Annotated in this window: 19 protein-coding genes; 16 read left to right on the top strand and 3 right to left on the bottom strand. The window is 60.6% G+C overall.

Annotated features, from left to right (window positions below; translation table 11 throughout):
* Positions 1–30: 30 nt before the first annotated feature.
* From R3C19_13435 to der, 16 genes are all read left to right on the top strand, one after another.
* The gene (locus tag R3C19_13435) at positions 31–1,188 is read left to right on the top strand and encodes a 4Fe-4S dicluster domain-containing protein (protein MEZ6061341.1); all 1,158 of its coding nucleotides are present in this window, start codon (positions 31–33) and stop codon (positions 1,186–1,188) included.
* A complete protein-coding gene (locus tag R3C19_13430; GenBank protein ID MEZ6061340.1) occupies positions 1,185–2,042 on the top strand; it encodes an FAD/NAD(P)-binding protein in 858 nt (285 codons plus the stop codon). The genes R3C19_13435 and R3C19_13430 overlap by 4 nt, the downstream gene beginning before the upstream one ends.
* Positions 2,039–2,893, top strand: coding sequence for an oxidoreductase (locus R3C19_13425; GenBank protein MEZ6061339.1), 855 nt, complete (start codon positions 2,039–2,041; stop codon positions 2,891–2,893). Before R3C19_13430 ends, R3C19_13425 begins: the two co-directional genes overlap by 4 nt.
* On the top strand, positions 2,890–4,206 hold the full coding sequence (locus R3C19_13420) for a Ni/Fe hydrogenase subunit alpha (protein MEZ6061338.1): 1,317 nt from the start codon (positions 2,890–2,892) through the stop codon (positions 4,204–4,206). The genes R3C19_13425 and R3C19_13420 overlap by 4 nt, the downstream gene beginning before the upstream one ends.
* A complete protein-coding gene (locus R3C19_13415; GenBank protein MEZ6061337.1) occupies positions 4,203–4,727 on the top strand; it encodes a hydrogenase maturation protease in 525 nt (174 codons plus the stop codon). The genes R3C19_13420 and R3C19_13415 overlap by 4 nt, the downstream gene beginning before the upstream one ends.
* Positions 4,693–5,097 (top strand): hydrogenase maturation nickel metallochaperone HypA, encoded by a 405-nt coding sequence (locus R3C19_13410; GenBank protein MEZ6061336.1) that lies wholly within the window; start codon positions 4,693–4,695, stop codon positions 5,095–5,097. The genes R3C19_13415 and R3C19_13410 overlap by 35 nt, the downstream gene beginning before the upstream one ends.
* A gap of 34 nt (positions 5,098–5,131) precedes the next feature.
* Entirely contained in the window at positions 5,132–5,812 is a 681-nt protein-coding gene (gene hypB / locus R3C19_13405; protein ID MEZ6061335.1) for a hydrogenase nickel incorporation protein HypB, read from the top strand.
* 10 nt (positions 5,813–5,822) lie between these two features.
* A complete protein-coding gene (gene hypF / locus R3C19_13400) occupies positions 5,823–8,123 on the top strand; it encodes a carbamoyltransferase HypF (GenBank protein ID MEZ6061334.1) in 2,301 nt (766 codons plus the stop codon).
* A complete protein-coding gene (locus tag R3C19_13395) occupies positions 8,114–8,371 on the top strand; it encodes a HypC/HybG/HupF family hydrogenase formation chaperone (GenBank protein MEZ6061333.1) in 258 nt (85 codons plus the stop codon). Before hypF ends, R3C19_13395 begins: the two co-directional genes overlap by 10 nt.
* Positions 8,368–9,495, top strand: coding sequence for a hydrogenase formation protein HypD (hypD, locus tag R3C19_13390; protein ID MEZ6061332.1), 1,128 nt, complete (start codon positions 8,368–8,370; stop codon positions 9,493–9,495). Before R3C19_13395 ends, hypD begins: the two co-directional genes overlap by 4 nt.
* A complete protein-coding gene (gene hypE, locus R3C19_13385; GenBank protein ID MEZ6061331.1) occupies positions 9,492–10,550 on the top strand; it encodes a hydrogenase expression/formation protein HypE in 1,059 nt (352 codons plus the stop codon). Before hypD ends, hypE begins: the two co-directional genes overlap by 4 nt.
* 671 nt (positions 10,551–11,221) lie before the next feature.
* The gene (locus tag R3C19_13380; GenBank protein ID MEZ6061330.1) at positions 11,222–12,043 is read left to right on the top strand and encodes a serine/threonine-protein kinase; all 822 of its coding nucleotides are present in this window, start codon (positions 11,222–11,224) and stop codon (positions 12,041–12,043) included.
* The gene (locus tag R3C19_13375) at positions 12,040–12,879 is read left to right on the top strand and encodes a protein phosphatase 2C domain-containing protein (protein ID MEZ6061329.1); all 840 of its coding nucleotides are present in this window, start codon (positions 12,040–12,042) and stop codon (positions 12,877–12,879) included. The genes R3C19_13380 and R3C19_13375 overlap by 4 nt, the downstream gene beginning before the upstream one ends.
* A 212-nt stretch (positions 12,880–13,091) precedes the next feature.
* On the top strand, positions 13,092–13,403 hold the full coding sequence (locus R3C19_13370) for a hypothetical protein (GenBank protein ID MEZ6061328.1): 312 nt from the start codon (positions 13,092–13,094) through the stop codon (positions 13,401–13,403).
* Positions 13,324–14,280, top strand: coding sequence for a HEAT repeat domain-containing protein (locus R3C19_13365; GenBank protein ID MEZ6061327.1), 957 nt, complete (start codon positions 13,324–13,326; stop codon positions 14,278–14,280). The genes R3C19_13370 and R3C19_13365 overlap by 80 nt, the downstream gene beginning before the upstream one ends.
* 67 nt (positions 14,281–14,347) lie before the next feature.
* Positions 14,348–15,943: a ribosome biogenesis GTPase Der gene (der, locus tag R3C19_13360; GenBank protein ID MEZ6061326.1), complete on the top strand. Its 1,596-nt coding sequence runs from the start codon at positions 14,348–14,350 to the stop codon at positions 15,941–15,943.
* A gap of 183 nt (positions 15,944–16,126) precedes the next feature.
* On the opposite strand, the gene R3C19_13355 is transcribed toward der, so the two are convergent.
* From R3C19_13355 to R3C19_13345, 3 genes are all read right to left on the bottom strand, one after another.
* On the bottom strand, positions 16,127–22,750 hold the full coding sequence (locus R3C19_13355; GenBank protein ID MEZ6061325.1) for a tetratricopeptide repeat protein: 6,624 nt from the start codon (positions 22,748–22,750) through the stop codon (positions 16,127–16,129).
* A gap of 211 nt (positions 22,751–22,961) precedes the next feature.
* Positions 22,962–23,525 (bottom strand): DUF6036 family nucleotidyltransferase, encoded by a 564-nt coding sequence (locus R3C19_13350; protein MEZ6061324.1) that lies wholly within the window; start codon positions 23,523–23,525, stop codon positions 22,962–22,964.
* The gene (locus tag R3C19_13345) at positions 23,522–23,734 is read right to left on the bottom strand and encodes a hypothetical protein (protein ID MEZ6061323.1); all 213 of its coding nucleotides are present in this window, start codon (positions 23,732–23,734) and stop codon (positions 23,522–23,524) included. Before R3C19_13345 ends, R3C19_13350 begins: the two co-directional genes overlap by 4 nt.
* Positions 23,735–23,789 lie beyond the last annotated feature (55 nt).

Below are 23,789 nucleotides of genomic sequence, written 5' to 3'. Positions count from 1 at the left end.
CGGTTCTTCGCGTCCTGACTCCGATTTTCCATGTCTGAACACGCTGTTGACACCGCCGACCGGTTTCTGCCGACCGAACACCTGCAGTCGCTGATTGCTGCGCTGGCTGACGATGGCTACCAGGTCATCGGGCCAAAGATCGACCAGAACGCAATCGTCTACGAGGAAATCTTTTCGGCCGACGATCTGCCGCGAGGCTGGACGGATCGGCAGGAACCCGGCAACTACCGGCTGGAACGAAGAAACGACGACGGATTCTTCGGCTACGTCGTCGGACCCCATTCGTGGAAACGGTTCCTGTTTCCGCCTCTGACAACCGTCGCCACCGCTGACCGCACGGAAAACGGCTGGACCCTGGCGACTCCCGACGAACCCCCGCCGAAGTTTGCGTTTCTTGGCGTGCGAGCCTGCGAGCTGGCGGCGATGAAGATTCAGGACCGCGTGTTCACGGGCGGTCCCTACGTCGATCCGATCTACCAGCGGCGCCGCGACGCCGCGTTCGTTGTCGCTGTCAACTGCACGATGGCCGCGTCGACGTGCTTCTGCACTTCGATGAACACGGGGCCTCGGTGCATTGACGGCTTCGATCTCGCGATGACGGAAATTTCCGGCGGGTTCGTTGTCGAAGCGGGCTCAGATCTCGGATCACAGTTGCTGGATCAGCTGCCCGTCGTACCCGTCGCGTCGGAGCAGACCTCGGCGGCAGAAACGGCTCGCGCGCAGGCCGTTGACCAGATTCAGAAGTCGCTGGACACCGACGGAATCCGCGACTTGCTGCTGAACAATCCGGAACATCCGCGATGGCAGGAAATCGCGACGCGGTGTCTTTCCTGCACGAACTGCACGATGGTCTGCCCGACGTGTTTCTGTTCAACCGTAACGGAAGTTTCCGACCTGACGGGAGACCACATCGACCGTCAGCGGCAGTGGGATTCGTGCTTCAACATCGATTTCAGCTACATGAACGGTGCCATCGTCCGCAACGACGTGCGCAGCCGGTTTCGGCAGTGGCTGACTCACAAGCTGGCATCGTGGCACGACCAGTTCGGCACGTCCGGCTGTGTCGGCTGCGGTCGCTGCATCACCTGGTGCCCGGTCGGCATCGATCTGACGGAAGAAATCGCGGCGATGCAGACAGTGCCGGATCGCACAGACGAATGCACAGCCCTGCCGGAAAGCGCGCCATGACGCACATTACCAACGCCGCGTCGGCAAACCCGTGGCTGGCTTCCCTGGTGCGAATTCGCCAGGTGGTTTCTGAAACGCCGGGAGTCGCCACGTACAGCCTGGTCTTCGACGACGAACACCGCGGGGCGGAGTATTCGTTTCGTCCGGGGCAGTTCAACATGCTGTATCTGCCGGGAGTCGGAGAGGTTGCGATTTCGATCAGCGGTGATCCGGCGGATCGGTCCGCGGTACCTCACACGATTCGCCAGGCCGGCAACGTGACTCGCGCACTGGCGTCGCTGAGTGACGGTGCCGGCATCGGTCTTCGCGGCCCGTTTGGTTCGAGCTGGCCGATGGAACAATGTCTCGGGAAGGATGTGATCGTGGTTGCCGGCGGTATCGGTCTGGCTCCGCTGCGTTCGGCGATTCTGGAGTTGCTCGCCGAACGAAGCCGGTTCGGCCGACTGTCGCTGCTGTATGGTGCTCGCATGCCGCAGGATCTGTTGTACGCCGGGGAATACGACGACTGGCGTTCGCGCGGGTTCGACGTTCACATTACCGTCGACCGCGGGCCGATCGGGTACAACGGGCATGTCGGTGTCGTCACGCAGTTGCTCGATCGATTGCCGCTGAATCGCCCTTCCGACACGCTGCTGCTGACATGCGGGCCGGAAGTCATGATGTGGTACACGATCCAGTCGGCCATTCGTCGCGGTTTGTCGTCCGATGCGATCTACGTGTCTCTGGAACGGAACATGAACTGTGCCGTCGGTCTGTGCGGGCATTGTCAGCTTGGTCCGGAGTTCCTGTGCAAGGACGGCCCGGTGTTTCCCTACGACCGTGTGGCTTCCATTCTAAAAGTGCATGACCTGTGAGCGTCGCCGGTCCGATCACTTCCCAAGCCGCGAACGGCAAGCCCCGGCTGGCCGTGTTCAAGTTCGCGTCGTGCGACGGCTGCCAGTTGTCGCTGCTGGACTGCGAAGACGAACTGCTGGCGATTGCCGGAGCCGTCGACATCGCTCATTTTCTGGAAGCGACCAGCCATGTGGAACCCGGACCGTACGATGTCGCACTGGTCGAAGGTTCGATCACCACCGAACACGATCGTCAGCGAATTCAGCACGTGCGCGAACAGTCCGAATTTCTGATCACCATCGGAGCCTGTGCGACGGCGGGCGGCATTCAGTCGCTGAAGAACTGGGCCGATCACAATGAGTTTCTGCGGTGCGTGTATGCTCGGCCGGAGTTCATTTCCACGCTGTCCACTTCAACGCCGATTTCCGATCACGTCAAAGTCGACTTCGAACTGCGCGGCTGTCCGATCAACCGTTATCAGCTTGTCGACGTTCTGACATCGCTGATCGCCGGCCGGAAACCGCGCACGCCGACTCACAGCGTCTGTCTGGACTGCAAACGCCGCGGAACCGTTTGCGTGGAAGTCGCACAGGGCATTCCATGTCTCGGCCCGGTGACTCAGGCGGGTTGCGGAGCCATCTGTCCGGCCTACGATCGGGGCTGCTACGGCTGCTTTGGCCCGGCCGCCCAGCCGAACTGCAACAGTCTGACCGGTCATTTTCAACGCGCCGGAACCGGCAGCCGACAATTGCTGCCTCTGCTGCGCAATTTCAACGCCGCGGCTCCGGAATTTCGTGACGCCGGCGAACGACTGGCCGCATCCGGTACTTCGTCGGCAGCGGACGCGTCGTCAGCAGGAGGCTCCGCATGACCGAATCCCGCACGATCAAAGTGGAAGCGCTGACACGCGTCGAAGGCGAAGGCGGTCTGCACATCACGCTGGACGGTGACACGATTCGTGACGTTCAGCTTGCGATCTACGAACCGCCGCGATTCTTCGAAGCGTTTCTGAGAGGACGCCCGCTGGAAGAAGTCCCGGACATCACCGCCAGAATCTGCGGCATCTGTCCGGTCGCCTATCAGATGAGCGCCGTGCATGCGCTTGAACGCGCGCTGGGTGTTGCGATCACTCCCGAAATTCGTCGGCTCCGACGACTCCTGTACTGTGGTGAATGGATCGAAAGCCACGCTTTGCACATGCATCTGCTGCATGCTCCGGATTTCTTCGGCGTCGACAGCGGTATCGACCTGGCCGCGAAGTTTCCGGATGAAGTCAACCGTGGTCTGAGGCTGAAGAAGCACGGCAATGACCTGCTGGAAGTGCTCGGCGGACGCGCGATTCATCCGATCAACGTTGCTGTCGGAGGATTCCACCGGGCTCCAAAGCGCGAGGAGCTGCAGCGTCTGATCCCTGATTTCGAATGGGGGCTGGACGCCGCGATTGCCGCGACAAGGTGGGTCGCGACGCTCGACTTCCCGGACTTTTCTCGCAACTACGACCTGGTCGCGCTGTCGCATCCGGATGAATATGCCATGAACGAAGGCCGCGTCGCGTCATCATCCGGCACGGCAATCGATGTCACCGACTACGAGCGCGAGTTCGAAGAGCGGCATATTCAACACAGCACGGCTCTGCATTCCGTGAGGCGCAATTCCGAAAACGGTAGATCGCCCACCAGCTACCACGTCGGCCCGCTGGCTCGCGTGGCCCTGAACTTCGACAGGCTCTCGGAATCGGCTCGCCGGACCGCGCAGGAAGTTGGGTTCGACGCGTCCTGCCGAAACCCGTTTCAGGCGATCATTGCTCGCGGCCTGGAAGTAATTCATGCCTACGAAGAAGCGCTTTCCATTCTGCGCGATTATCGACCGTGCCAGCCGCCGCGCATCAAGTACGAATACCGCGAATCCGAAGGCTGTGCCGCTACGGAAGCTCCCCGCGGGCTGATCTATCATCGTTACCGCGTTGACGGTGACGGCGCTGTGACGTTCGCGAAAATCGTCCCGCCGACATCGCAGAATCAGATGCAGATTGAGAACGACCTGCGTGGCTGGCTGCCGCGCATTCTGAATCCCGACGACCGACAGACGGCAATGGACTGCGAACGGCTGATCCGGTGCTACGATCCGTGCATCAGTTGCTCAACCCATTTTCTGACGCTGACAATTGACCGGGTCTCGCCATGACGACACGACCACGCATCCTGCTGGTGGGACTGGGCAGCGCTCACGGTGACGATCAGATCGGCTGGCTGATCGTGAATGCTGTGTCCGAAAGTCTGCGCGACAATCCTGACGTGATGGTTCGCAAGGCCGCACTGCCGCTGGATATCCTGGACTGGCTGGACGGCATTGGAATTCTGCACGTCTGTGATGCCAGCCGCGATGACTCACCGCCTGGCACGATTCATCGGCTGGAAGTCACGGACTGCGGTTCGCTTGACTCGGCGATTCTGCCGGAAATTCGACGCCTGCGGTGCGGCGGCAGCCATGACTACGGACTCGGTCCCGTGCTGGATCTTGCTGCGCGGCTGGGACGACTTCCTCAGCGGATTGTTGTGCATGCCGTCACTGGCCGCGAGTTTCATACACAGGACTGTTTGTCCGATGGACTGACGGATGTCCTGCCGAAGATTACGCAGTCCATTCTGAATGAATTGAATGATGCACGAAATGTCTCTGGTGCGATCGCTGCTGACGCAGGTTGAACAGCTGCGACTGCAGCACGGCGCGGCGACGGTGACTCGCATTGAAGTCGAGCTCGGCCCGCTTAGCGGCGTCGAACCATTGCTGGTCAGCGACGCCTTTGAACGGCTTGTTCCGGCAACGAACAGTCCCGGCGCGGAGCTGGCAATCCGGGAGGTGCCGCTTGGTGGAATCTGTCGTGACTGCGGGAATGACTTCGTCGTCGAGTCGTTTCGTTTCGAATGTCCCGGCTGCGGGTCGCGATCGGTTCAGGTGTCGCGGGGTGACGAATTCCGTCTGCTGAATGTGACCCTGGACGGTTCTTCGGACGCTAATCACGATCACGCTCGAAACGAAGTCGACGCGCCCGTAGCGAGCCAGGCGATTCAGTAAACCACATCACTGAGATCTTTCCAGGCAAGGTGTCATGATGCCCATAACCATCGACGTCAATCAGGATATTCAGGCCGAAAAAAAAAGGCGCGCGAGGGAACAGCGGGAACAGTTTTCCCGGAGTGGGACTCTGGTCATCAACCTGGTCTCATCGCCCGGAGCGGGCAAGACCAGCCTGCTGCAGGCGACCGCCAGGTACTGGAACGGATCACGCCGCATTGCTGTCCTGGTCGGCGATCTGGCAACGGATCGCGACGCTGAACGACTACGACCGTTTGTTCCCGTCGAACAACTGACAACCGGTGGAGCCTGCCACCTGGAACTTTCGCTGGTGCAGTTCGGACTGCAGCGACTGCCGCCGGATGACTTCGAATTTCTTTTCATCGAAAACGTTGGAAATCTGGTCTGCCCTGCGTCGCACGATCTTGGCGAACACATTCGCGTGGCCATGCTGAGCGTCACGGAAGGCGACGACAAACCCGGCAAGTACCCGAAGATGTTTCGCACCAGCGACGCTCTGGTCATCAGCAAGACGGACCTGCTGCCTCACGTGCCGTTTTGCGTCGAAGCCGCGGTGGAGGATGCTCGCCGAATTCAGCCGAACCTGTCGTCATTCAGCGTTTGCTCAGTGACGGGCGAAGGAATTTCTGACTGGTGCCGGTTTCTCGACGAACGCCGCCGCGCGATGCTGGCAGCAGCCATTGACACGCTTTGATTCATCCCCGATGCCGATTTCGCTCATCGACACGAATGAAAAACACGCCGCGCGGTTCCTGCTGCAGGGACACGTGCAGGGCATCGGTGTGCGCCCCGCGGTGGCTCGGCTGGCGGAGCGACTGGGGCTGAACGGGGCCGTCGCCAACAGCAGTCGCGGCGTCGAAATCATCGTCGAAGGCGAAGCTGCCCGCGTTGACGAGTTCGCCGAAGGACTGACCGGCGCGCTTCCCGAATGCGCGACGGTCAGCAACCTGTCGCGGTCCGGGATTCCGTTCCGCGGTGTCAGCGGTTTTCACATCGAACGTGCGGCCGCGGCCGATAAGCCAGGCACCGCTGTTCCGCGCGACCTGTGCGTCTGCGATGCGTGCCTGCGGGAAGTCGCGGAATCCGGCAATCGTCGGCACGGCTATGTTTTCACAAGCTGCACGAATTGCGGACCGCGGTATTCGATCATCCAGGCAATGCCGTATGAGCGTTCCGAAACGACGATGCATCATTTCACTTTGTGCGGACACTGCTGGAAGGAAGACGTCGATTCGACAGACCGTCGGTTTCATGCTCAGACGAACGCGTGTCCGAGTTGCGGCCCGAACGTCGTACTGACGGACTCCGGCGACGGATCACCTGCGCACGGCAACGATGCGATTGCCGCAGCCATCGGCCGCCTGCGACGCGGTGAGATTCTTGCCATCAAAGGAATTGGCGGATACCAGTTGCTTTGCGACGCCTCAAACGCTGCGGCAATTGTCCGATTGCGCGATGTCAAACGGCGACCGGCAAAACCGCTGGCCGTCATGCCGCACGCGTCGGACATTCACGGATTAACGAACGACGAATGCAGCGAGTTCGAAAGTTCACGCAACCCGATTGTGCTGGTGCGCGCGTCATGCGTTTCGGGCCTGGCGTCAAGTGTGTCACCCGGGCTGGACAGTGTCGGAATCCTGAACCCAACAACGCCTCTTCACTGGATGCTGTTGAACGGTTTCGGGCGTTCGCTGATCGTCACCAGCGGAAATTCAGACGGCGAGCCTCTGGCATTCGACAACACGAACGCCGACACGGCCCTGCGCGAAATCGCCGACAGCTTTCTTCACCACAATCGAACCATTGCCCGGCCGATCGACGACAGCGTCGTGCGCTGCATCGCCGGTCGATCCGTGACGATTCGCGCAGGTCGCGGCATTGCACCGTTGCCGCTGGACCTGCAAAGTGATCGACAGATTCTGGCACTCGGCGGACACCAGAAAGCTGCCGTCGCGCTGTGCAACGGGTCGCAGAGTATTCTCGGGCCGCACTTCGGAGACCTCGATTCGATCGCCACCAGAACGCGCTTTGTCGAACAAACTCAGTCACTGTTGAAGCTGTACGGTGTCGAACCGGAAGTCGTTGTCCATGACCTGCACCCGGAGTATTTCACGACTCGTGCTGCCGAGGAACAGCACGCGCCGACGATTGCCGTTCAGCATCATCACGCTCACGTTGTCGCCGGAATGCTGGAACACGGCTGGCTGGATCGAACGGTGCTGGGAATCGCGTTCGATGGAACCGGATTCGGCCCGGACGGTTCCATCTGGGGCGGTGAGTTTCTGCTGACGACTGCGGAATTCTTTTCGCGAGTCGCGTCGCTGCGGCCCTTCCCGCTGATCGGCGGTGAGCATGCCATTCGGGAACCCTGGCGAGTCGCCCTGGCGCTGCTGACGGAATCCATCGGCACTGCGAATGCCGTTCGCAGTCTTCGACAGTTTGTTGACCCGCACCGCCTGGAACCCCATCCGCCGGTGCAGACCACCAGGCACGCAGCGAAGTGCACCAGCATGGGCCGATTGTTCGACGGTGTCGCGGCCGTCGTTCTGAAGATCTCCGACTCGTCATTCGAAGGTCACGCGGCGATGCTGCTGGAAGCCGCCTGTGATCAATCAACAGATGGTGAGTATTCCTTCAGGCTTGATGACACCGGGGCGCATCTGCAGCTCGACTGGCGGCCGCTGATCGCGCAAGTTGTGTCCGACAATGCGTCCGGCGTACGTCCGGGTACAATGGCGATGAAGTTTCATCGAGCTGTCGCGTCGGGCGTTGCCGCTGTGGTGTCGCGTTTTCAGGATGTTCCCGTCATCGTCGGCGGTGGATGTTTCCAGAACAAGATTCTGACCGAACTGATTCATGAGCGTCTGGCGAGCCATCCGCTTCCGGTCGGCCTGCCGGGAAACATTCCTCCCAACGACGGAGGACTCGCGGCCGGTCAGTTGGCGGTTGCCGCCGCCCGGCTCAACGCTGCGACCGTCAACAGAAGGTCCGGCCCATGTGTTTAGGCGTTCCCGGCAGAGTCGCAAACTGGATTGACCACGACCCCGTCTTCGGCCGCGCGGAAATTGAATTTGAAGGAGTTCGCCGCGTTTGCCACATGGCATGCGTTCCGGACGCAAAGGTTGGCGAATACGTGGTGGTTCACGCGGGAATCGCCATCAGCCGAATTGATCCGGTCGAAGCTCAGCGCGTCCTGGAGGAACTCACGCAACTCGGTGTGACCGAGGACTTCGTGGGCGAGGCGTCATCATGAAGTTCGTTGACGAATTCCGCGACACGGCCGCCGCCCTGCCACTCGTGCGACAGATTCGGCGGATTGCGACACGACCGTGGGTGCTGATGGAAGTCTGCGGCGGGCAGACTCACAGCCTGTTGCGGCACGGCATCGAAGAAGAACTGCGGGACGTTGTCGAACTGATTCACGGCCCCGGTTGTCCGGTGTGTGTGACTCCGGCGGAAGACATCGATCTGGCGCAGCGGCTGGCGGTTCGGGAAGATGTCGTCATTGCCAGTTTCGGCGATATGCTGCGAGTTCCCGGCAGCCGGAGTTCGCTGCTTGACGTCCGGGCTTCCGGAGGCAACGTGCGCATCGTGTATTCTCCGCTGGACGCGGTGACGCTGGCTGAGCGAAATCCGGCGCAGCAGGTCGTCTTCTTCGGCGTGGGTTTTGAAACGACGGCTCCTGCCACAGCGCTTGCCGCGCTGCAGGCGCGGGAACTGGGATTAAAGAACTTCTCGCTGCTGGTGTCACACGTGCGAGTGCAGCCGGCGATGGAAGCGCTGGTGGAATCGCCTGGCAATCGAGTGCAGGGGTTTCTCGCCGCTGGCCACGTCTGCACGATCACGGGATTCCATTCGTACAACGACTTTGCGCATCGGTATCAGGTTCCCGTGGTTGTCACGGGGTTCGAACCGGTCGACTTACTCGAAGGCATCCGCGACTGCGTTCAGCAACTCGAATCCGGCCGCACGGAAGTGAGCAATCAGTATTCCCGCACCGTTCAGCGCGGTGGTAACGAGGTTGCTCAAAACGTGCTGGATCGCGTCTATCGGGTTTCCGACTGCCCGTGGCGAGGCTTTGGTGTGATTCGTCAAGGAGGATTGCGGCTGCGTCCCGAATTCGAAATGTTCGACGCACGATTACGATTCGCGGAGGAGACCGTCATGACAGATCTGCCGATCCTGGCCGATGATCGCTGCCCGGCGGCCGACGTTCTTTCGGGAAAGCTGAAACCGCCGGAATGCCCGCACTTCGGCACACGCTGTAGTCCGGATTCACCGCTTGGAGCGCCCATGGTGTCGTCGGAAGGAGCCTGTGCGGCGTACTTCCGCTACGGCATTGGCGCGGCGCCGCACGTTGAAAAGGTCGTCGTGTGACAGTTCCCGCCTGGCAACTGAACTGCCCCGCTGCCATCGACGGCAACAGTGACCGAATCACGCTGGCTCACGGTGAAGGAGCCCGGCTGACTCGCCGCCTGATCGATCGGCACATTCGACGGAGGTTTCGAAACGACAGCCTCGACTGTCTTCCGGACGCCGCTCACGTGACATCGCCGAGTGGCCGCATCGCTGTGACAACGGACAGCTTTGTGGTTTCGCCGCTGTTCTTTCCCGGTGGCGACATTGGTTCGCTGGCGGTTCATGGCACGGTCAATGATCTGGCGGTATCGGGAGCGCTCCCGAAATGGATCACGCTGTCGATGATTCTGGAAGAGGGACTTCCGATGGCGGTGCTGGAACGAATCCTTGACAGCGTCGCCGCCGCTGCGGGCGAATGTCGGGTAGACGTCGTCGCGGGAGACACCAAAGTCGTGCCTCGCGGAGCCGCTGACGGCATTTTTCTGACAACGACCGGGATCGGGGAACTTATCGACCCGGTTCCCATCGGCCCGTCGTCAATTCAGGAAGGAGATGTCGTTCTGGTGTCCGGCCCGATCGGTCGCCACGGCGTTTCTGTGCTGTGTGCTCGCGAAGAACTTTCGTTTTCGCCGCCGCCGGAATCCGATTCTGCGCCACTGACGGATGCTGTTGAACGGTTGAGAACTTCGGCCGGTTCCGGTGTGCGAACGATCCGCGATGCCACTCGCGGCGGCGTTTCCGCCGTTCTGCACGAATGGTCCGCGGCCTGTGGGCTGACGTTTCGCCTGAACGAAGCTCAGATCCCGGTGACGTCGGACGTTCGAGCCGTGTGTGAACTCCTGGGTCTGGACCCGCTGCACATCGCCTGCGAAGGCACGCTGGTCGCGGCTGTTGCACCCGAAGCTGCTACCGCTGCCGTCGAGTCGCTGCGAACGCTTTCCGTTTCGAAGGAAGCTGCGGTCGTTGGCACCGTCGGGCCGAAATCCATCTGTCCGGTGACCATCCAGCGTTCTCTGGGCCGCGAACAGCCGGTGGACGAACCTTCAGGATCACCGCTGCCTCGGATCTGCTAAACGGATGGCTCCTGAGTTTGCTGTCGTGTCGATGGTTCTTTCTGCGAACGTTGTCGCAGATTGCTTCGCGTCCAAACGCCGGCTGCGGGAACGGGAACCGAATGCCGTTTCGCGAGCTTCGGCCGCGGAATGTCTGTTCCGGCGACCCGACGGAACTTGCTGCTGATCCGCAGGCAAACGATGTTCCGATTCCCTGAGTCTCTGTTCCGCAATCCGCTTTTCCGTGACTCGCTTTCGGCGTACGCTTGTTGTGTGCGGCGCGGGGACGGCAGCTCCGGCGGGGGAATGTCGGGCACGAGTTCACAACCGCCCGTTTTTGCGATCGGCATCGGCGTTTTTCAGGGACAATTCACAGAGGGGCGGAAGAATTCGGACCGGAACCAAGGCCGGTTGATTCCTGTGCAGCAGTTTCACGCTGCAGCGGGAGCGAGACTCGGTTTCTTCCGGGCGGTCCATAATCTGTAACGCGCTGAAAACCGGCAAATCTCGGGCGGGGCATATCAGGGGCAGAGAGGTTATAGTCGGTCGGGGCGGGAATCCGAATTCAGGGAACGTATGCGTGGCGATTTGTATCGAAGGCCGGTCTCGAAGCGGCCGCCCGGCCTTTTGTCTTTCTGCCTGGATGCGGAACAGTGATTGAAGCGGTGAACAGGATTCAGGCTGTCAGTCGAATGAAGAAACAGCGTCTGAAGGCCCGTCAGAGAATCGGCAAATATCGCATCGAACGGCAGCTTGGTGCGGGAGCGTTTGCGTCCGTGTATCAGGCGATGGACACGATTCAGGGCTTTCGTGTGGCCCTGAAAATCCCCCACTCATCACTGGTCACTCAGCAGGTGCTTCAGGATTTTCGCAACGAAATCCGCACCACGGCACGGCTGGAACACCGCAATATTCTTTCGCTGCGGGACGCGAGTGTCATCGACGACCGGCTGGTGATGGTGTTTGCTCTGGGCCAGGAAACGCTCGACGAACGCCTGACACGGCGGATGTCACTGGAAACGGCGCTGGAAATCGCGGAGCAGATTCTGGAAGCAACCGCCTACGCTCATCATGAGAAAATCGTTCACTGCGATATTAAGCCGGAGAACGTGATTCTCTTCGAGGGCCTGCACATCCGGCTGGCGGACTTTGGAATCGCCAAGGTTTCTCAGAAAACTCTGCAGGGTTCCGGCACCGGCACCGTCGGCTACATGGCTCCTGAACAGGCGATGGGGCGACCGTCACCGCGGTCGGACGTGTTTTCGATCGGCCTGATCATTTATCGGATGGTCGCGGGACAGTGGCCGGAATGGCCGTTCAACTGGCCTCCGCCGGGTTATCAGCGTCTGCGGGGGCGCGTACATCCCGAGTTTGTCGCATTTCTGAAGCGAGCGATCGATCCTCGCCCGACACGGCGATTTCGCGACGCGGTCCAGATGCTGAGCGCGTTCCAGCGTCTGAAGGGCAAGACGCTCCGGCATGCGAAGTCGCGCAGAAAGAAAGCCGCGTCGTGACCGAAGCAGGCAGTCTGAATGCGGCAGAATCTGCGGCAGTCTTTCTGCGGACCGACATGCCGGAGGTCCAGGTCCTTCCGTTCGCGGGCGGTCAGCTTGCCGTCTACACGCACCGCAGCCCGCTGCGTGACACCGATAACGAAGATTCCGCGGGAATCGTGCCGCTGGGACCGGAGTCCGGTGTCGCCGTCGTGGCGGACGGAGTCGGCGGTTACCAGGGAGGGTCGGAAGCGTCGTCCATCGCTGTCCGGACGATTCAGCAGTGGCTGGGAACGCCCGACGACGAAGTTCAGCACCTTCGCGGAGCATTGATTGACGCGGTCGAAAATGCCAGCCGGCAGATTCAGCAACTCGGAACCGGCGCGGCAACGACTCTGGCGATGATCGACATGCAGGCCGGGGAATTTCGTCCGTATCACGTCGGCGATTCCATGATTCTGCTGTTCGGTCAGCGGGGACGCATCAAGTGGCAGTCCATTTCTCATTCTCCCGTCGGCTATGCCGTGGAAGCCGGTTATCTGGACGAAGAATCCGCCATGTCGCATCCGTCACGGCATCTCGTTTCGAATGTGGTGGGCCAGCCGGACATGCGGATTGAACTCGGTCCGACGCTGAAGATGGCTCCGAGAGACACGCTGGTCCTGTGCACTGACGGCCTGAGCGATAACGTGACGACCGAGGAAATCGTGCAGACGCTCCGATCCGGCCAGTTGCACGCCCGCGCGTCGGCTCTCGTCGCTCTGGCTCGACAGCGCATGCACCCGGACGGAGCGGCCACCGTCGGCCATTCCACCAAACCCGATGACCTGACGGTGATTGCCATCCGACGGAAATAGCCGCCGCGCCAGGTTGTCTGGCCTTTGCACAAACCTGACTGAGGCTTCAGTCCCGCGTGAATCGCGAAGCGTGGAACATCGGAGCAATCCGGCAATAGAGAAAATGCGACCTCGCTGCCGGCGCGTCCTGAAATGCCGCAGTTGCCAGCTTACAATCGGCGGCTGAATCGTGTTTCCGAATCGCCGACGTTCCACCGGTTGCTGATGTTTCCATGTCCGATCACCCCAACACGCAGGCTGCGGCGGATTTCGCCAGCCCGTCCGACGAATCGCTGGCGCGCCCGCCTGAAGACCTGCGACCTGAAGAATTGCCACCGGTTGAACCGCCGTCCGCCGGCTTTATCGTTCAGTTGTTCCTGATCCCGGCGCTGATTGTGGCTGCTGTCATCGGCGTCTGGGCGCTGTTCGGAAAGCTGGCTGATTCAAAAACGGACTGGAAACAGCTTGTTTCGGAACTCGGCAGCAGCAACGAACACCGGCGGCTGGCGAGCGGCTCTGGGGCTGGCTCAGAGTCTGCGAAATGAACAGGTCGATTCCGACGAATCGGGCGAACCCGGAATTCCGCTGTCGGACCGTCCGGAAGTCGTGGAAGCTTTGACGACGCTGTTGCGGGAGTCGCTCGCGTCGAACTCGACTCTGGAGGAAGATTTCAAGCATCAGGAATTTCTCGCCCGGACGATGGGATCTCTGAACGGCGACGAACTCGTAATGCCGGTCCTGGCGGAAGTCCTGAAAAAGAACTATCCGGAAACCCAGGGAGAAGGCGATCATCGCGCCGTTCACAAAAGCGCTCTGATGGCACTGGCGATGATCGCCGGGCGGAAGTTTGAGTCTCGATCGGGATCGCCCGCAGAAAAGCCCGACGAAGCCGCGACCGGTTCCTCGGCCGCGGGCACCATGCTGGAAACTCCCACGATCGACAACGCCGCCGTGGCCGAACAACTGCGGCTGGCGGCACAGGATTCGGATCCTTCCATTCGGCATCTTGCGGCGTATGTTCTGGGGCTCGTCAGCGGTCCCGACGCCATCAGGCAGCTTCGGGTCATGCTGCTGGACGGCGATCGAATGACGCAGGCGAACGCCGCGGTCGCTCTGGCCAGAAACGGACAACACGACGGCGTGGCTACGTTCTCGCGCCTGTTGGCGACGGCCGCGGAACCGATGGACCGTGCGGAATTTGCTGCACTGTCACCCGAAGATCAGCAGCGGGTTCTGGCGGAACAAAGCTTTGAAGAACCCATCATTCTTCGAAACACAATCCGCGCGGTGGGAAGTCTGTGGAATGATATTTCTGACGAAGATCGCGTGCAGCTAACGGCATCACTGCAGAAGCTTGCCGACAACCATTCCGCCGCGGATATCCGCCTGCAGGCTCGCAAGCTGCTGGATGAAGCGCCGTAGCAGTCGCAGCCATCCTGCAAAGACGGCTTTGCACGGCTGCCGTCACAGGCCGGACGGCACAGCAGCGGTGTCCATTCCGCCATCGCGCGAAACCGTGCTTCAGGCACACAGAAAGCAGATCATGGGAATTCCGCGAGTCGCAATTGTCGGGCGTCCGAACGTCGGCAAGAGTTCCCTGCTGAACTGGCTGTCGGGCAAGCTGATTTCCGTCGTCGATCCGACAGCGGGCGTCACGCGCGACCGCGTCACGTGGATCATGCACGAGCACGACCGGTATTTTGAATTGGTCGACACCGGTGGTATCGGAATCGTCGACAGCGACGATCTGTCCGAAGACATCGAACACCAGATTCAGGTGGGACTGGACGAATGCGATCTGCTGCTATTCGTCGTCGACGGCAAGGCGGGCATCACACCGCTGGACGAACATGTCGCCGAGCGGCTGCGCAAGTCCTCAAAGCCCACGCTGCTGGTTGTCAACAAGTGCGATTCGTCCCGACTGGACATCGAAGCGCCGTCGTTTCTGAAACTGGCGAGTGCTGCCCTGGTGATCACCAGCGTGACCGGAAACCGTAATCGTCCCGAACTGATCCGGGAGATCGTGGACCATCTGCCGCCCGCCGCCGACACCGAACAGCGCGAAGGTGCGGAACTGCTGGAACAGCCGGAAATGAAGCTGGCCATCGTCGGCCGCCGAAACGTCGGCAAGAGCACGTTCATCAACCAGCTTGCTCAGTCAGAACGGGTCATCGTCAGTGAGGTCGCCGGCACGACTCGCGACAGCATCGACATCCGCTTTGACGTGGACGGTCGAACGTTTGTGGCCATCGACACGCCGGGAGTCCGCAAGCGGAAAAGCCTGGCAAACAGCATCGAATTCTACGGCCTCGTCCGGGCTCAGCGCAGTATTCGCCGCGCGGATGTCGTGCTGATGTTCTTCGACGCCAGCGAGACGATTTCCCGCGTTGACAAGCAATTGGTGGAGGAAATCGCAAAGCACAACAAGCCGTGCGTGTTTGTCGTCAACAAGTGGGATCTGGCGGAACACGAGCAGATGACGATCGAAGCGTGGAGCGACTATCTGATCAAATCGTTCAGTTCGATGCGGCATGTTCCCATCGCGATTCTGACCGCCAAAGACGGACGCAATATCCGGCAATTGGTGAATCTGACGCAAAGCATCTTCAAACAGGCACACGCTCGCATCAGCACCGGGCGTCTGAACCGGGCGCTGAAGCTGGCCGTCAGCAGGAATCCTCCCCCGCAGCGAAAGAATCGTCGACCAAAGATCTACTACGGTACACAGGTTGCCACAAATCCGCCGACGATCGTCGTCAAATGCAACGATCCGAAACTGTTCGACGAAACCTGGAAGCGGTATCTGCTGGGATTCCTGCGTGAAATCTCACCGTTTCAGGAAGTCCCGATTCGAATGATCCTGCGTTCTCACCAGGATGACGAAGAAGGCGTCCGGCTGGAAGACCTGAACCGCCGCCGACGTTCTGCATCCGGCGACGAGTTGCCGGATGATGATGCCGACGACGATTTCGGCGACGAAGAATTCGAGAACGTCGGCCCTGTCGACGACTTTGCTGATTCACCCGCCGTCGACACCACCGTTCCGGAATTCCAGCCGCGGCCGAGCTCCGACGACGCCAATTGACGCGGATACGACCGGTCATCCGGCATGGGGCGTTATCCAAATCCGGTCCAGACCGCGAGCCGCCACTTCAATTCTCACACAGAGACACAAAGGCACAGTACAGTGCAGAGCTCTGTGTCTCCGTGCCTCTGTGTGAGATCCACGCCGCTGCTCAGCTGCGATTCGGGGCAGCGGCGGGGTCGGCTACGGCTTGCTTCGAAGCAGTCTTTGCCGCAGTTCCTCAACTGCTGTGGATGTCGGTCCGGTCGCCGGCGAATCATCGCGTGACACGATCGCATCCAGCAGCCGGTTCCACGAAGCGTTCGCCGCGGATTTGTCACCGGCGGCGAGTTCCAGGTCGCCTCGTTCCTTCAGGATTGCGGTCAGAAGATCGCTGCGGTTGACCAGCCTGGCGGCCGCCTCCGCGCGGTCCGCAAGGCGACGGCCACGGGCGGTCGACGAATCTTTTCGCAGCAGCGATCGGGCGGCGAGCCACAGCGAAATGTCTCCGTCGGCCGTCTCACGGACGGGTACGGTGCCGTCAACATACGACGTTAGCAAGTCGCCTGCTTCCGATTGCAGGCTGCCGTCATCAGTGGCTGTCCCCAGCAGAAACAGTGCTACGGAGGCAGACGGTCTGCCGTCGCCGGCTTTCTGCGATAACGCCAGCAGTCCTTCCTTTAGAGCCGCAACTTCGTCCGGTGGAGCCGACGCGGCGGCGGCGATCGCATTTTCGACAACGCTGACGAGCTTCATTTCCTCCACAGAATCGGAAGCCGCCGCGACGAAGAAACGGAAGCGGCAGCGATCGCTGCTTCCGTCCGGTTGTTCGACGAGTTCCTGAACGTTCCGCCGCAGGTTTGTCACCGTCGTCGCGGATTCCGCCAGACGCGTTGCTTCCTGAAGATCGCGATCCCTGTTTCCTCCTCCGCCGTTCCATCGCGTTGACGCAGCCAGCGTTTCCGACGTGATGCTCTTCAACAGTTGCACTGAATCCAGCGGGTACCGAAGTCGAGTCAAGACCCTGGCTGCGGCGAGACGATCGCTCACGAAATGAAACTCCGCGAACCCCGGTGCCCGACCTTTCGGGTATTCGGCGTCCAGCACCTGCTGCAGGATCAGCGCTCGCGCCTTTGACGGTTCGTTGTCTCGCTCCAGCAGTCGCGCAAGCCTTAGCGCCGGAGAATTCGCGAAGGCACTGACACGGCGGCCTGCCAGGGCCGAATCGTCCAAAGCGATCTGCAGCAGTTGTTTCACTTCTGCCGCCAGTTCCACGTCGTGACCTTCCAGCGCGCAGGCGATTACCCAGGCCGCGTCACCGGGAACCTGCGCCAGCGGCGATTGCATGTCCCGCAGTGCAGCGAGTCGTGTTTGCGCAGTTGCGACGTCGTTCTGCTGAGCATGCATCACGGCGGAAATCAGGTAGCCGCCGTACCACTGTGGAAGGCGGTTCAGTGTTTCGTCGACCTCAGACAAAAACTGCTTTCGCCGTTCGACGGTTCCAAGAGCGGCCAGCAGCCGGTGCAGAGTTCCCGTCACGCAGCCGTCATCGCGGTACGTCATCGGTCCGGCGATGCCTTCCCACGGCCTTGCATACGCATCCTGCTGCGACGACGGAATGACGCCGCGGCGAATGTAGTCCAGCATCACGGGAAGTTCCCAGATGCGTTCGTCGGTAACGTTGCTGAGCAGATTCTGGCGAATGGCGGGCAGCGATTCCCACGCCTTCTCAAACAATCGCAGCCCGGCGTCGCGGTGCGAACGGCTTCGCATCAACTGTTCCACCAGTTCCTGAACCGCGTGCGGATTTGCCGCCAGTTGCGAAAGATCCGAACCCGCCAGCGCGTCGGCAAGTTCATCCAGCCGATTGGAATTGTCGAACGTCCGGATCAGCCGGTAATAGTCGCGGGCGAAGAATGCCGCGTCCTGGCGAATCACCTTCAGGAATGTGTCGCACGCGTGATCGGTTTGGCCCTGCTGCTGAAGTCGCTCGGCCCGCTGAATCAGCTCCGCGGGACTGGTCGGCTGCAGACCGGTCAGCCGCTTCGTGATGGCATCCGCTTCCGCAGTCATCCCCGCGGCCAGACAGAATTCGGACAGCGCTTCGAGTTGCTCGGCATCGTCGGGCGTTTGTGCGACCTGCCGCCGCAGAGATTCGATCAGCGGCGTCAGTTGTCCCGCGTCCAGCAGAAGTCGGATTGCCGCGCCGCGCGCCTGACCGGATTCACTTCGGGGCGACGCACCCGGTGCGGTGTCTCGCAGGATCTGTCGAGCAGCCTGTTCGGCCAGGCGCGGCTGTTCCTGCACGGCATACTGCTGCATCTGTCGGTGAATTGTCGATATGTGGCGTTCCGCCGGCTGCCCGGACCGAATCGCGATGTCCGTAGCAAGGTCGTCCAGACCCAGAGTCTTCATTTGACGAATCAGCTTCTGCGACGACGGACCGTCAAGCTGCATGCCGGCAAGAATCTCGGCCGCGCGACGAGCACGATCAGTCAGCCCCACAGTTTGAGCAATCTCCAGCGCCAGCAGTTCGCGTTCGCGGATCACGTCACCGTCTTCACCACCGAGAGTCTCCAGCAACGCCAGTGCGTCGGCATGATTACCTTCGGCGAACAGAAATCGAACGAGCCAGAATCGAATGGCAGCATTGTTCGGCACGTATTCTGCGGCTCGCACAAAATGGACGGCCGTGAGCTGCGGATCGTTGTTGAACGCAGCCAATTGCGCCAGCGCCAGTTCCAGCACGATGTGATTGGCGATCTGTGCTCGATCCGAATGCTGAGTGTCGTCGCCGTCGATTGTCAGTTGCTCGAAAAACCCAATCAAGTCTTCGGTCCTGCCCGCTCGTTCGAATGCCACGTGGGCGCTTGCCAGAGCATTCACGACCGATGGTGAGAACCCGGTTTCGGCAATCAGAGGCTTTGTTTGCCGAGTGAACGACGATCCGTCTGCCGAATAGACCGTGACTGAGCCGGCACCCGCCTGCGCCGGAAACGCCGTAGTCCCTGACGTGAATCCGCCATAACTGTCCACGCAGGTCAGGAACCGTGACAGAACCTTCAGTGCAGAATCCGATTGTTCGTGAGCAACCTGCCATGCGATCAACCTCGCGACACTTTCCGAAACCTGATCGCTCGGAATCTGCTGACGCTCAATCGGCAGATGACCGACGCCATGGACTCCTAAAACCCCTTCCGTCCAATTCCTCGAAGCCAGCTTCGTCAGTTGCTGAACAACCGCCGCCGAATCATTCCGGCGCGCTGATACGATCAATGCCGTTTCCATATCGGCCGCCGACGCGCCAAATCCCGTCAGCGTGTCGTAAACCGCGTCGGCATCGCGGGTGCGTCCCGCCAGGTCCAGTTCGCGAATCACAGCGATCATGTCGTCGTGAGTGATCCAGTCCGGGTGAGAATCGTGCACAACGTTCCATGCCGCGAACAGATGGGTGGCTTGTTCAGAATTCAGCGGTTCGGGCGGTGTTGCCCGACTTGTTTGGCCGGCTGGCGACTGTTCTTCAAAGAATGCCTGTGAACGAATTTGTGTCAGGTACAGTAACTGAGCTTCCGGTTCAGTTCGCTGTCGCAGCAGTTCGATGGCGGGATGAGTTTCGCCCAGTGAACCCAGCCCGGCCGCGTGCAGTCCGTACAGCGCAAAGTACCAGTCCCAGGCGGGCCGTGCGTTCGTGTCGATCGATTGCTGCGCGCGGGCAGCGAGTGTTTCGAGAAACGAATCACCATCCCGGCGCTGGGCGACGACCGCTCGGGCGGCGATCGAAGCGATCCTTGCCGCTTCGAAGTCATCCGCCCCCAGATCGCGCATCCTGGAAGTTGGCGGCGCCTGGGTTTGACGAAGTCGCAGGATTCCAACGATCGCTTCAATCGCCGCGCGCCCGGATTGCAGAATCTCCGGCTGCGACGAATCACGGCTCGCGCCCGGGGATTCAACTGCTTCCGGTCCCGCCGCGATGATCTTGTCGAAATGCTGCGCCGCGGATTCGCGGTCGCCCTGTTTCCAATTGACAATCGCCAGCCGCAGTTGCCAGCGCCAATTGTCATTCGATTGCTGTTCACAAAGACTGCCGGCCGCGTGCAGGTTTTCGGCGTTGATGAACGTGTCGGCGACGGTCAACAAAGCCTGCTGAGAATTCTGCGAACCGTCCGGCAGACCAAGTACTGCGGCTTCGACTTCGCCGATTTCACCGGCGTTCTGCAGGAGTTTCGCCAGCCGCTGTTTCGCTTCCACCGACGGAGCGACGTCCACAATTCGCCGCTGGTAATCTGCTGCGGTTGAAAAATCACCGCGGCGATCGGCGATCGTTGCCAGACGCTCCAGAACGTCCGCATCGCGGGCGTCGCGCGCGAGTCCCTGCTTCAGCACTCGTTCCGCCGCCAGCAGATCTCCGGCGGATTCATAAGCGACCGAAGTCAGCAGCCCGATGTGCGGAGCGTCGTCACTTTCGCGTTCAAACCGCTCAAGTCGCGTGATGAACTGATCGAAGTTATCGGCTCGCAGATACAGTTCGGACATCAGCCGAACAATCTCAGTGCGGCGATCCGACGACGTCGTGCGCGGCAGTGTGTTCCAGAGAACCGCAACGGCATCGTCGGTCTGAAACTGATCTGCGAGTGCTCGCGCCAGTCGCAGTTGAGCATCAACATCCGTGGGATTCCCGCGTTCTGCGTTTCGAAGAGCTTCCAGGGCAGCCACGGGGTCGCCAAGCTGCGCGAACAGTTCGGCCACGAACTGCAGGTTTTCCACGTTCTGCGGAGACGCGTCGATCAATTCCTGAGCCGCCTTGCGGGACGCATCAGGATGCCCCAGGCGACGTTCCAGGTCGGCGATCTTCCGGAGAGCTTCGCTGTGGTATCGGCGATCGGTTTCCGCCAGCCGACGGTTCGCCGTGACGGCATCGGCCAATCGCCCGGTGTTTTCCAGCAGCCGTGATGCAAGTTGCCATGCCGCCGGAAGAGTCGCGTCACGTGAAAGCGCCTGCTCGACGGCGCGAACAGCGGACGTCAGATTTCCCGCGGCTTCATGATACGACGCCAGAGTCAGCCACGAATCGGCGGACGACTGCGGTTCCGCACGAAGCTGCGATTCCAGAATCGCAGCCTGCATGACCAGACCACCGGACTCCTGCAGAGTGCGGAGCCGCTCCTGCAGCAGTTGCCGGCGGTCTTCCGGTGACACGGCCTGAGTTTCCGCGAAGTCGAACTGCTGCAGTGAATCGCTCCAGTATCCCGACTCACGAAGCCACTTGCCAAACTGCAGCCGATCGAAGAATTCCAGATCCATCTCCGATGCTTCCGACATGCAGCGCAGAGCGTTCTGCATGTCGCCGAAGTTGCGAAAGACTTCAGCCGTACGGACCAGACTGGCGGCGTTTCGGCGGTCACCGGAGGAGATGCTGTTCCACGCGGCGATGGCTTCCTGATGCCGGTTCAGCGTGTGCAGATATTCGCCCAGAGCTTCGCGGTTCTGCGGATCGTCAGGGCTGAGAGTGACAGCCTGTTCGAACATTTCGATCGCTTCGTCGGTCATCGCAGCGCTGCGAAACAGCTCCGCGAGTCGTCGAACAGCGGCGACGTCGGCTGGGTCGGACCACAATAACTTTTTCCAGATGTTTGCGGCGTTGGTTCGCCGCGCGGGTTCATCCTGCGATGGATCCCGCAGCAACAGATGTCCGTGAGCTTCAATGTGGTCAGGGTTGCCTGGCGACAGCTTTTCGAGCTGTTGATATTGAGCGATCGCGGCGGCGAAATCATCCTGTCGGACAAGTTCCTGGATGAGCGCTTCACGCAGCTCGACGCTGGACGGAGCCAGCCGGATGGCGCGTTCGAACCATTCGCGGGATTCGGTCGTTTGACCGTTGAGCGACAGGAACCGACCGAGCCGAATCATGGCGTCCAGGTCATCCGGACGCTTCTCCAGTTGTCGCAGGTAGTACTGCGCGACGTCGGCATAGTCACCGGACTTCAGCAGCGCGACTTCAATGCGTCCCCGCACATCGCTGAACAGCCAGCTTTCGGGATTGACATCTTCCAGCAGCCGATCGAAGGCCTGAACGGCTTCGTGCGTGCGATCCAGGTCCAGCAGTTGTTCAGCAGCCCGGACAGCAAACTCGGCGCGTTTGGAACGATCTTTCGCCGCTCGCGCGAGCTTTTGAAACCGCTGCAGAGCGGCTTCGTGCTGACCGTTCTCCGCGAGAATCGAACCGACTCGTTCCAGGATGCGATCGTCTCCGGGGAAATCCGCTTCCAGCCGCTGCCAGACGTCGAGTGCCGCTCGCAGGTCGCCGGATTGCTGTAGAGTCGTCGCGAGAAGCTGGTGGACTTCCAGCGAATCCGCTCGCTGCGGTTTGCGTTCAACGGCACGTTTCAAAGCCCGGATTGCATCCTGAGTCGCGCCGCTCTGAAGCAGGGATTCGGCATGCAGCCAGCAGGCTACCGGATCTTCGGGCCGAGCTTTTTCAGCGACGGCGAACGCTGCGGAGGCTTCCGCGTGGTTTCCGCGGCGAGCCTCCACCAGTCCCAGAATCATCGCATTGCTGCCGTCTGCTGCATCCGCGACGACCGCGTCTGCCAGCGACGTGACGAAATCGTCCAGTGTGCGCTGTTCGGAATAGAACGCGTAGACTTTGTCGAATGCTGTTCCCTTCCGGGGATTCTTCTTCAGCAGGGACAAATACCGTTCAGTCAGTTTCGCGTCGCGGCTATTTTGATCCTGAACGAATGCGGTCGCCGGGCGGCAAGACGAACCTGCGCCGACGCTGAAGAGCACGCTGGTAAACATCGCGGCGGTGAATAAGCGGCGAAGATTCATAGGGCTGTCGGCTGATGAGCACATACCGTCGAAATTGCGAGCGACATTCACGCCTGGTGCCGGAACGGTACGGCAATGTCGGTCACGCTCGGTGCTGAATCCGTCAGGCGGGCAGGAACGGAGAACGACGCGCAATTTGAGCATGTCGATCCTGTGGTGACCATTGTTACCGACAGGAGTGCGGTGTTCCAATTCGGCGGCACAAAGGAACTCAGCCGTTGTCAAATTCCTGCAGTGCCGATTCCAGTCGCGGCAGCACGCCAAGCTGTTCCGCCCAGTGCCGCATATAGCGGCGATCGAGTTCCCCCTGCATAAACAGGACGTCCTGGACGTCGATCCTGTCGCGCGGCCGCCCGGACAAGACCTTGAGGACAATCAGATCTTCCGGGCTCACGAGCCAGACGTGGCCTGTGTCAATTACCTCGCGACAACGTCTTTTGATGACTTCCCTCAGGTAGGGTGATTCGGCCAGGAAAACGTCAACATCAACGCTCCTGTCTGCGATGGCCACTCCCAGCTTGACCAGCGGCATGCCCGAAACCTGGTCCACCCATCCGGCTCGATATGCCGCAGGAATTGTGTAGCCGAGATCCTCTGCGGCATCGAACAGAGACGGCAAATCATCACGCTCGACGGAGATCGTGAAGTCCACATCAAACGTGGCACGCGGCATGCCATGCGCACGGGCAGCCAGTCCTCCCATAATCGCGTATTGAATTGCGCGCGATTCGAAAAGGTCAACGAAATCCAGCACAGCCTGCGATAGCGGGCTCATCCTTGGAATCCGTCACGGGCGATGCCCGTCAGGATGCCTGCGTTTCGCAGATCATTTTCGCGTTTCAGGAGCTGAAAACGTCGCTCCACAACTTCCGGCCGACCCATCGCAAGGTACGGCAGGTTTTCGTCGATCATCCGAAGTGTCATCTGCAGTCGTTCTCCCGAAGTCATTTCGCGGTAGCGCTGCAGTGTCTGTTGGCTCAGCATCCGGGGACTCTCCTGGTAGCGGCGGTCAGCGATCGGTGGACCGCGAAATCTTACC

This window comes from Planctomycetaceae bacterium (assembly GCA_041398785.1).
In the GTDB taxonomy this organism is placed as follows: domain Bacteria; phylum Planctomycetota; class Planctomycetia; order Planctomycetales; family Planctomycetaceae; genus JAWKUA01.
This window is presented reverse-complemented; position numbering and strand designations above follow the sequence as displayed.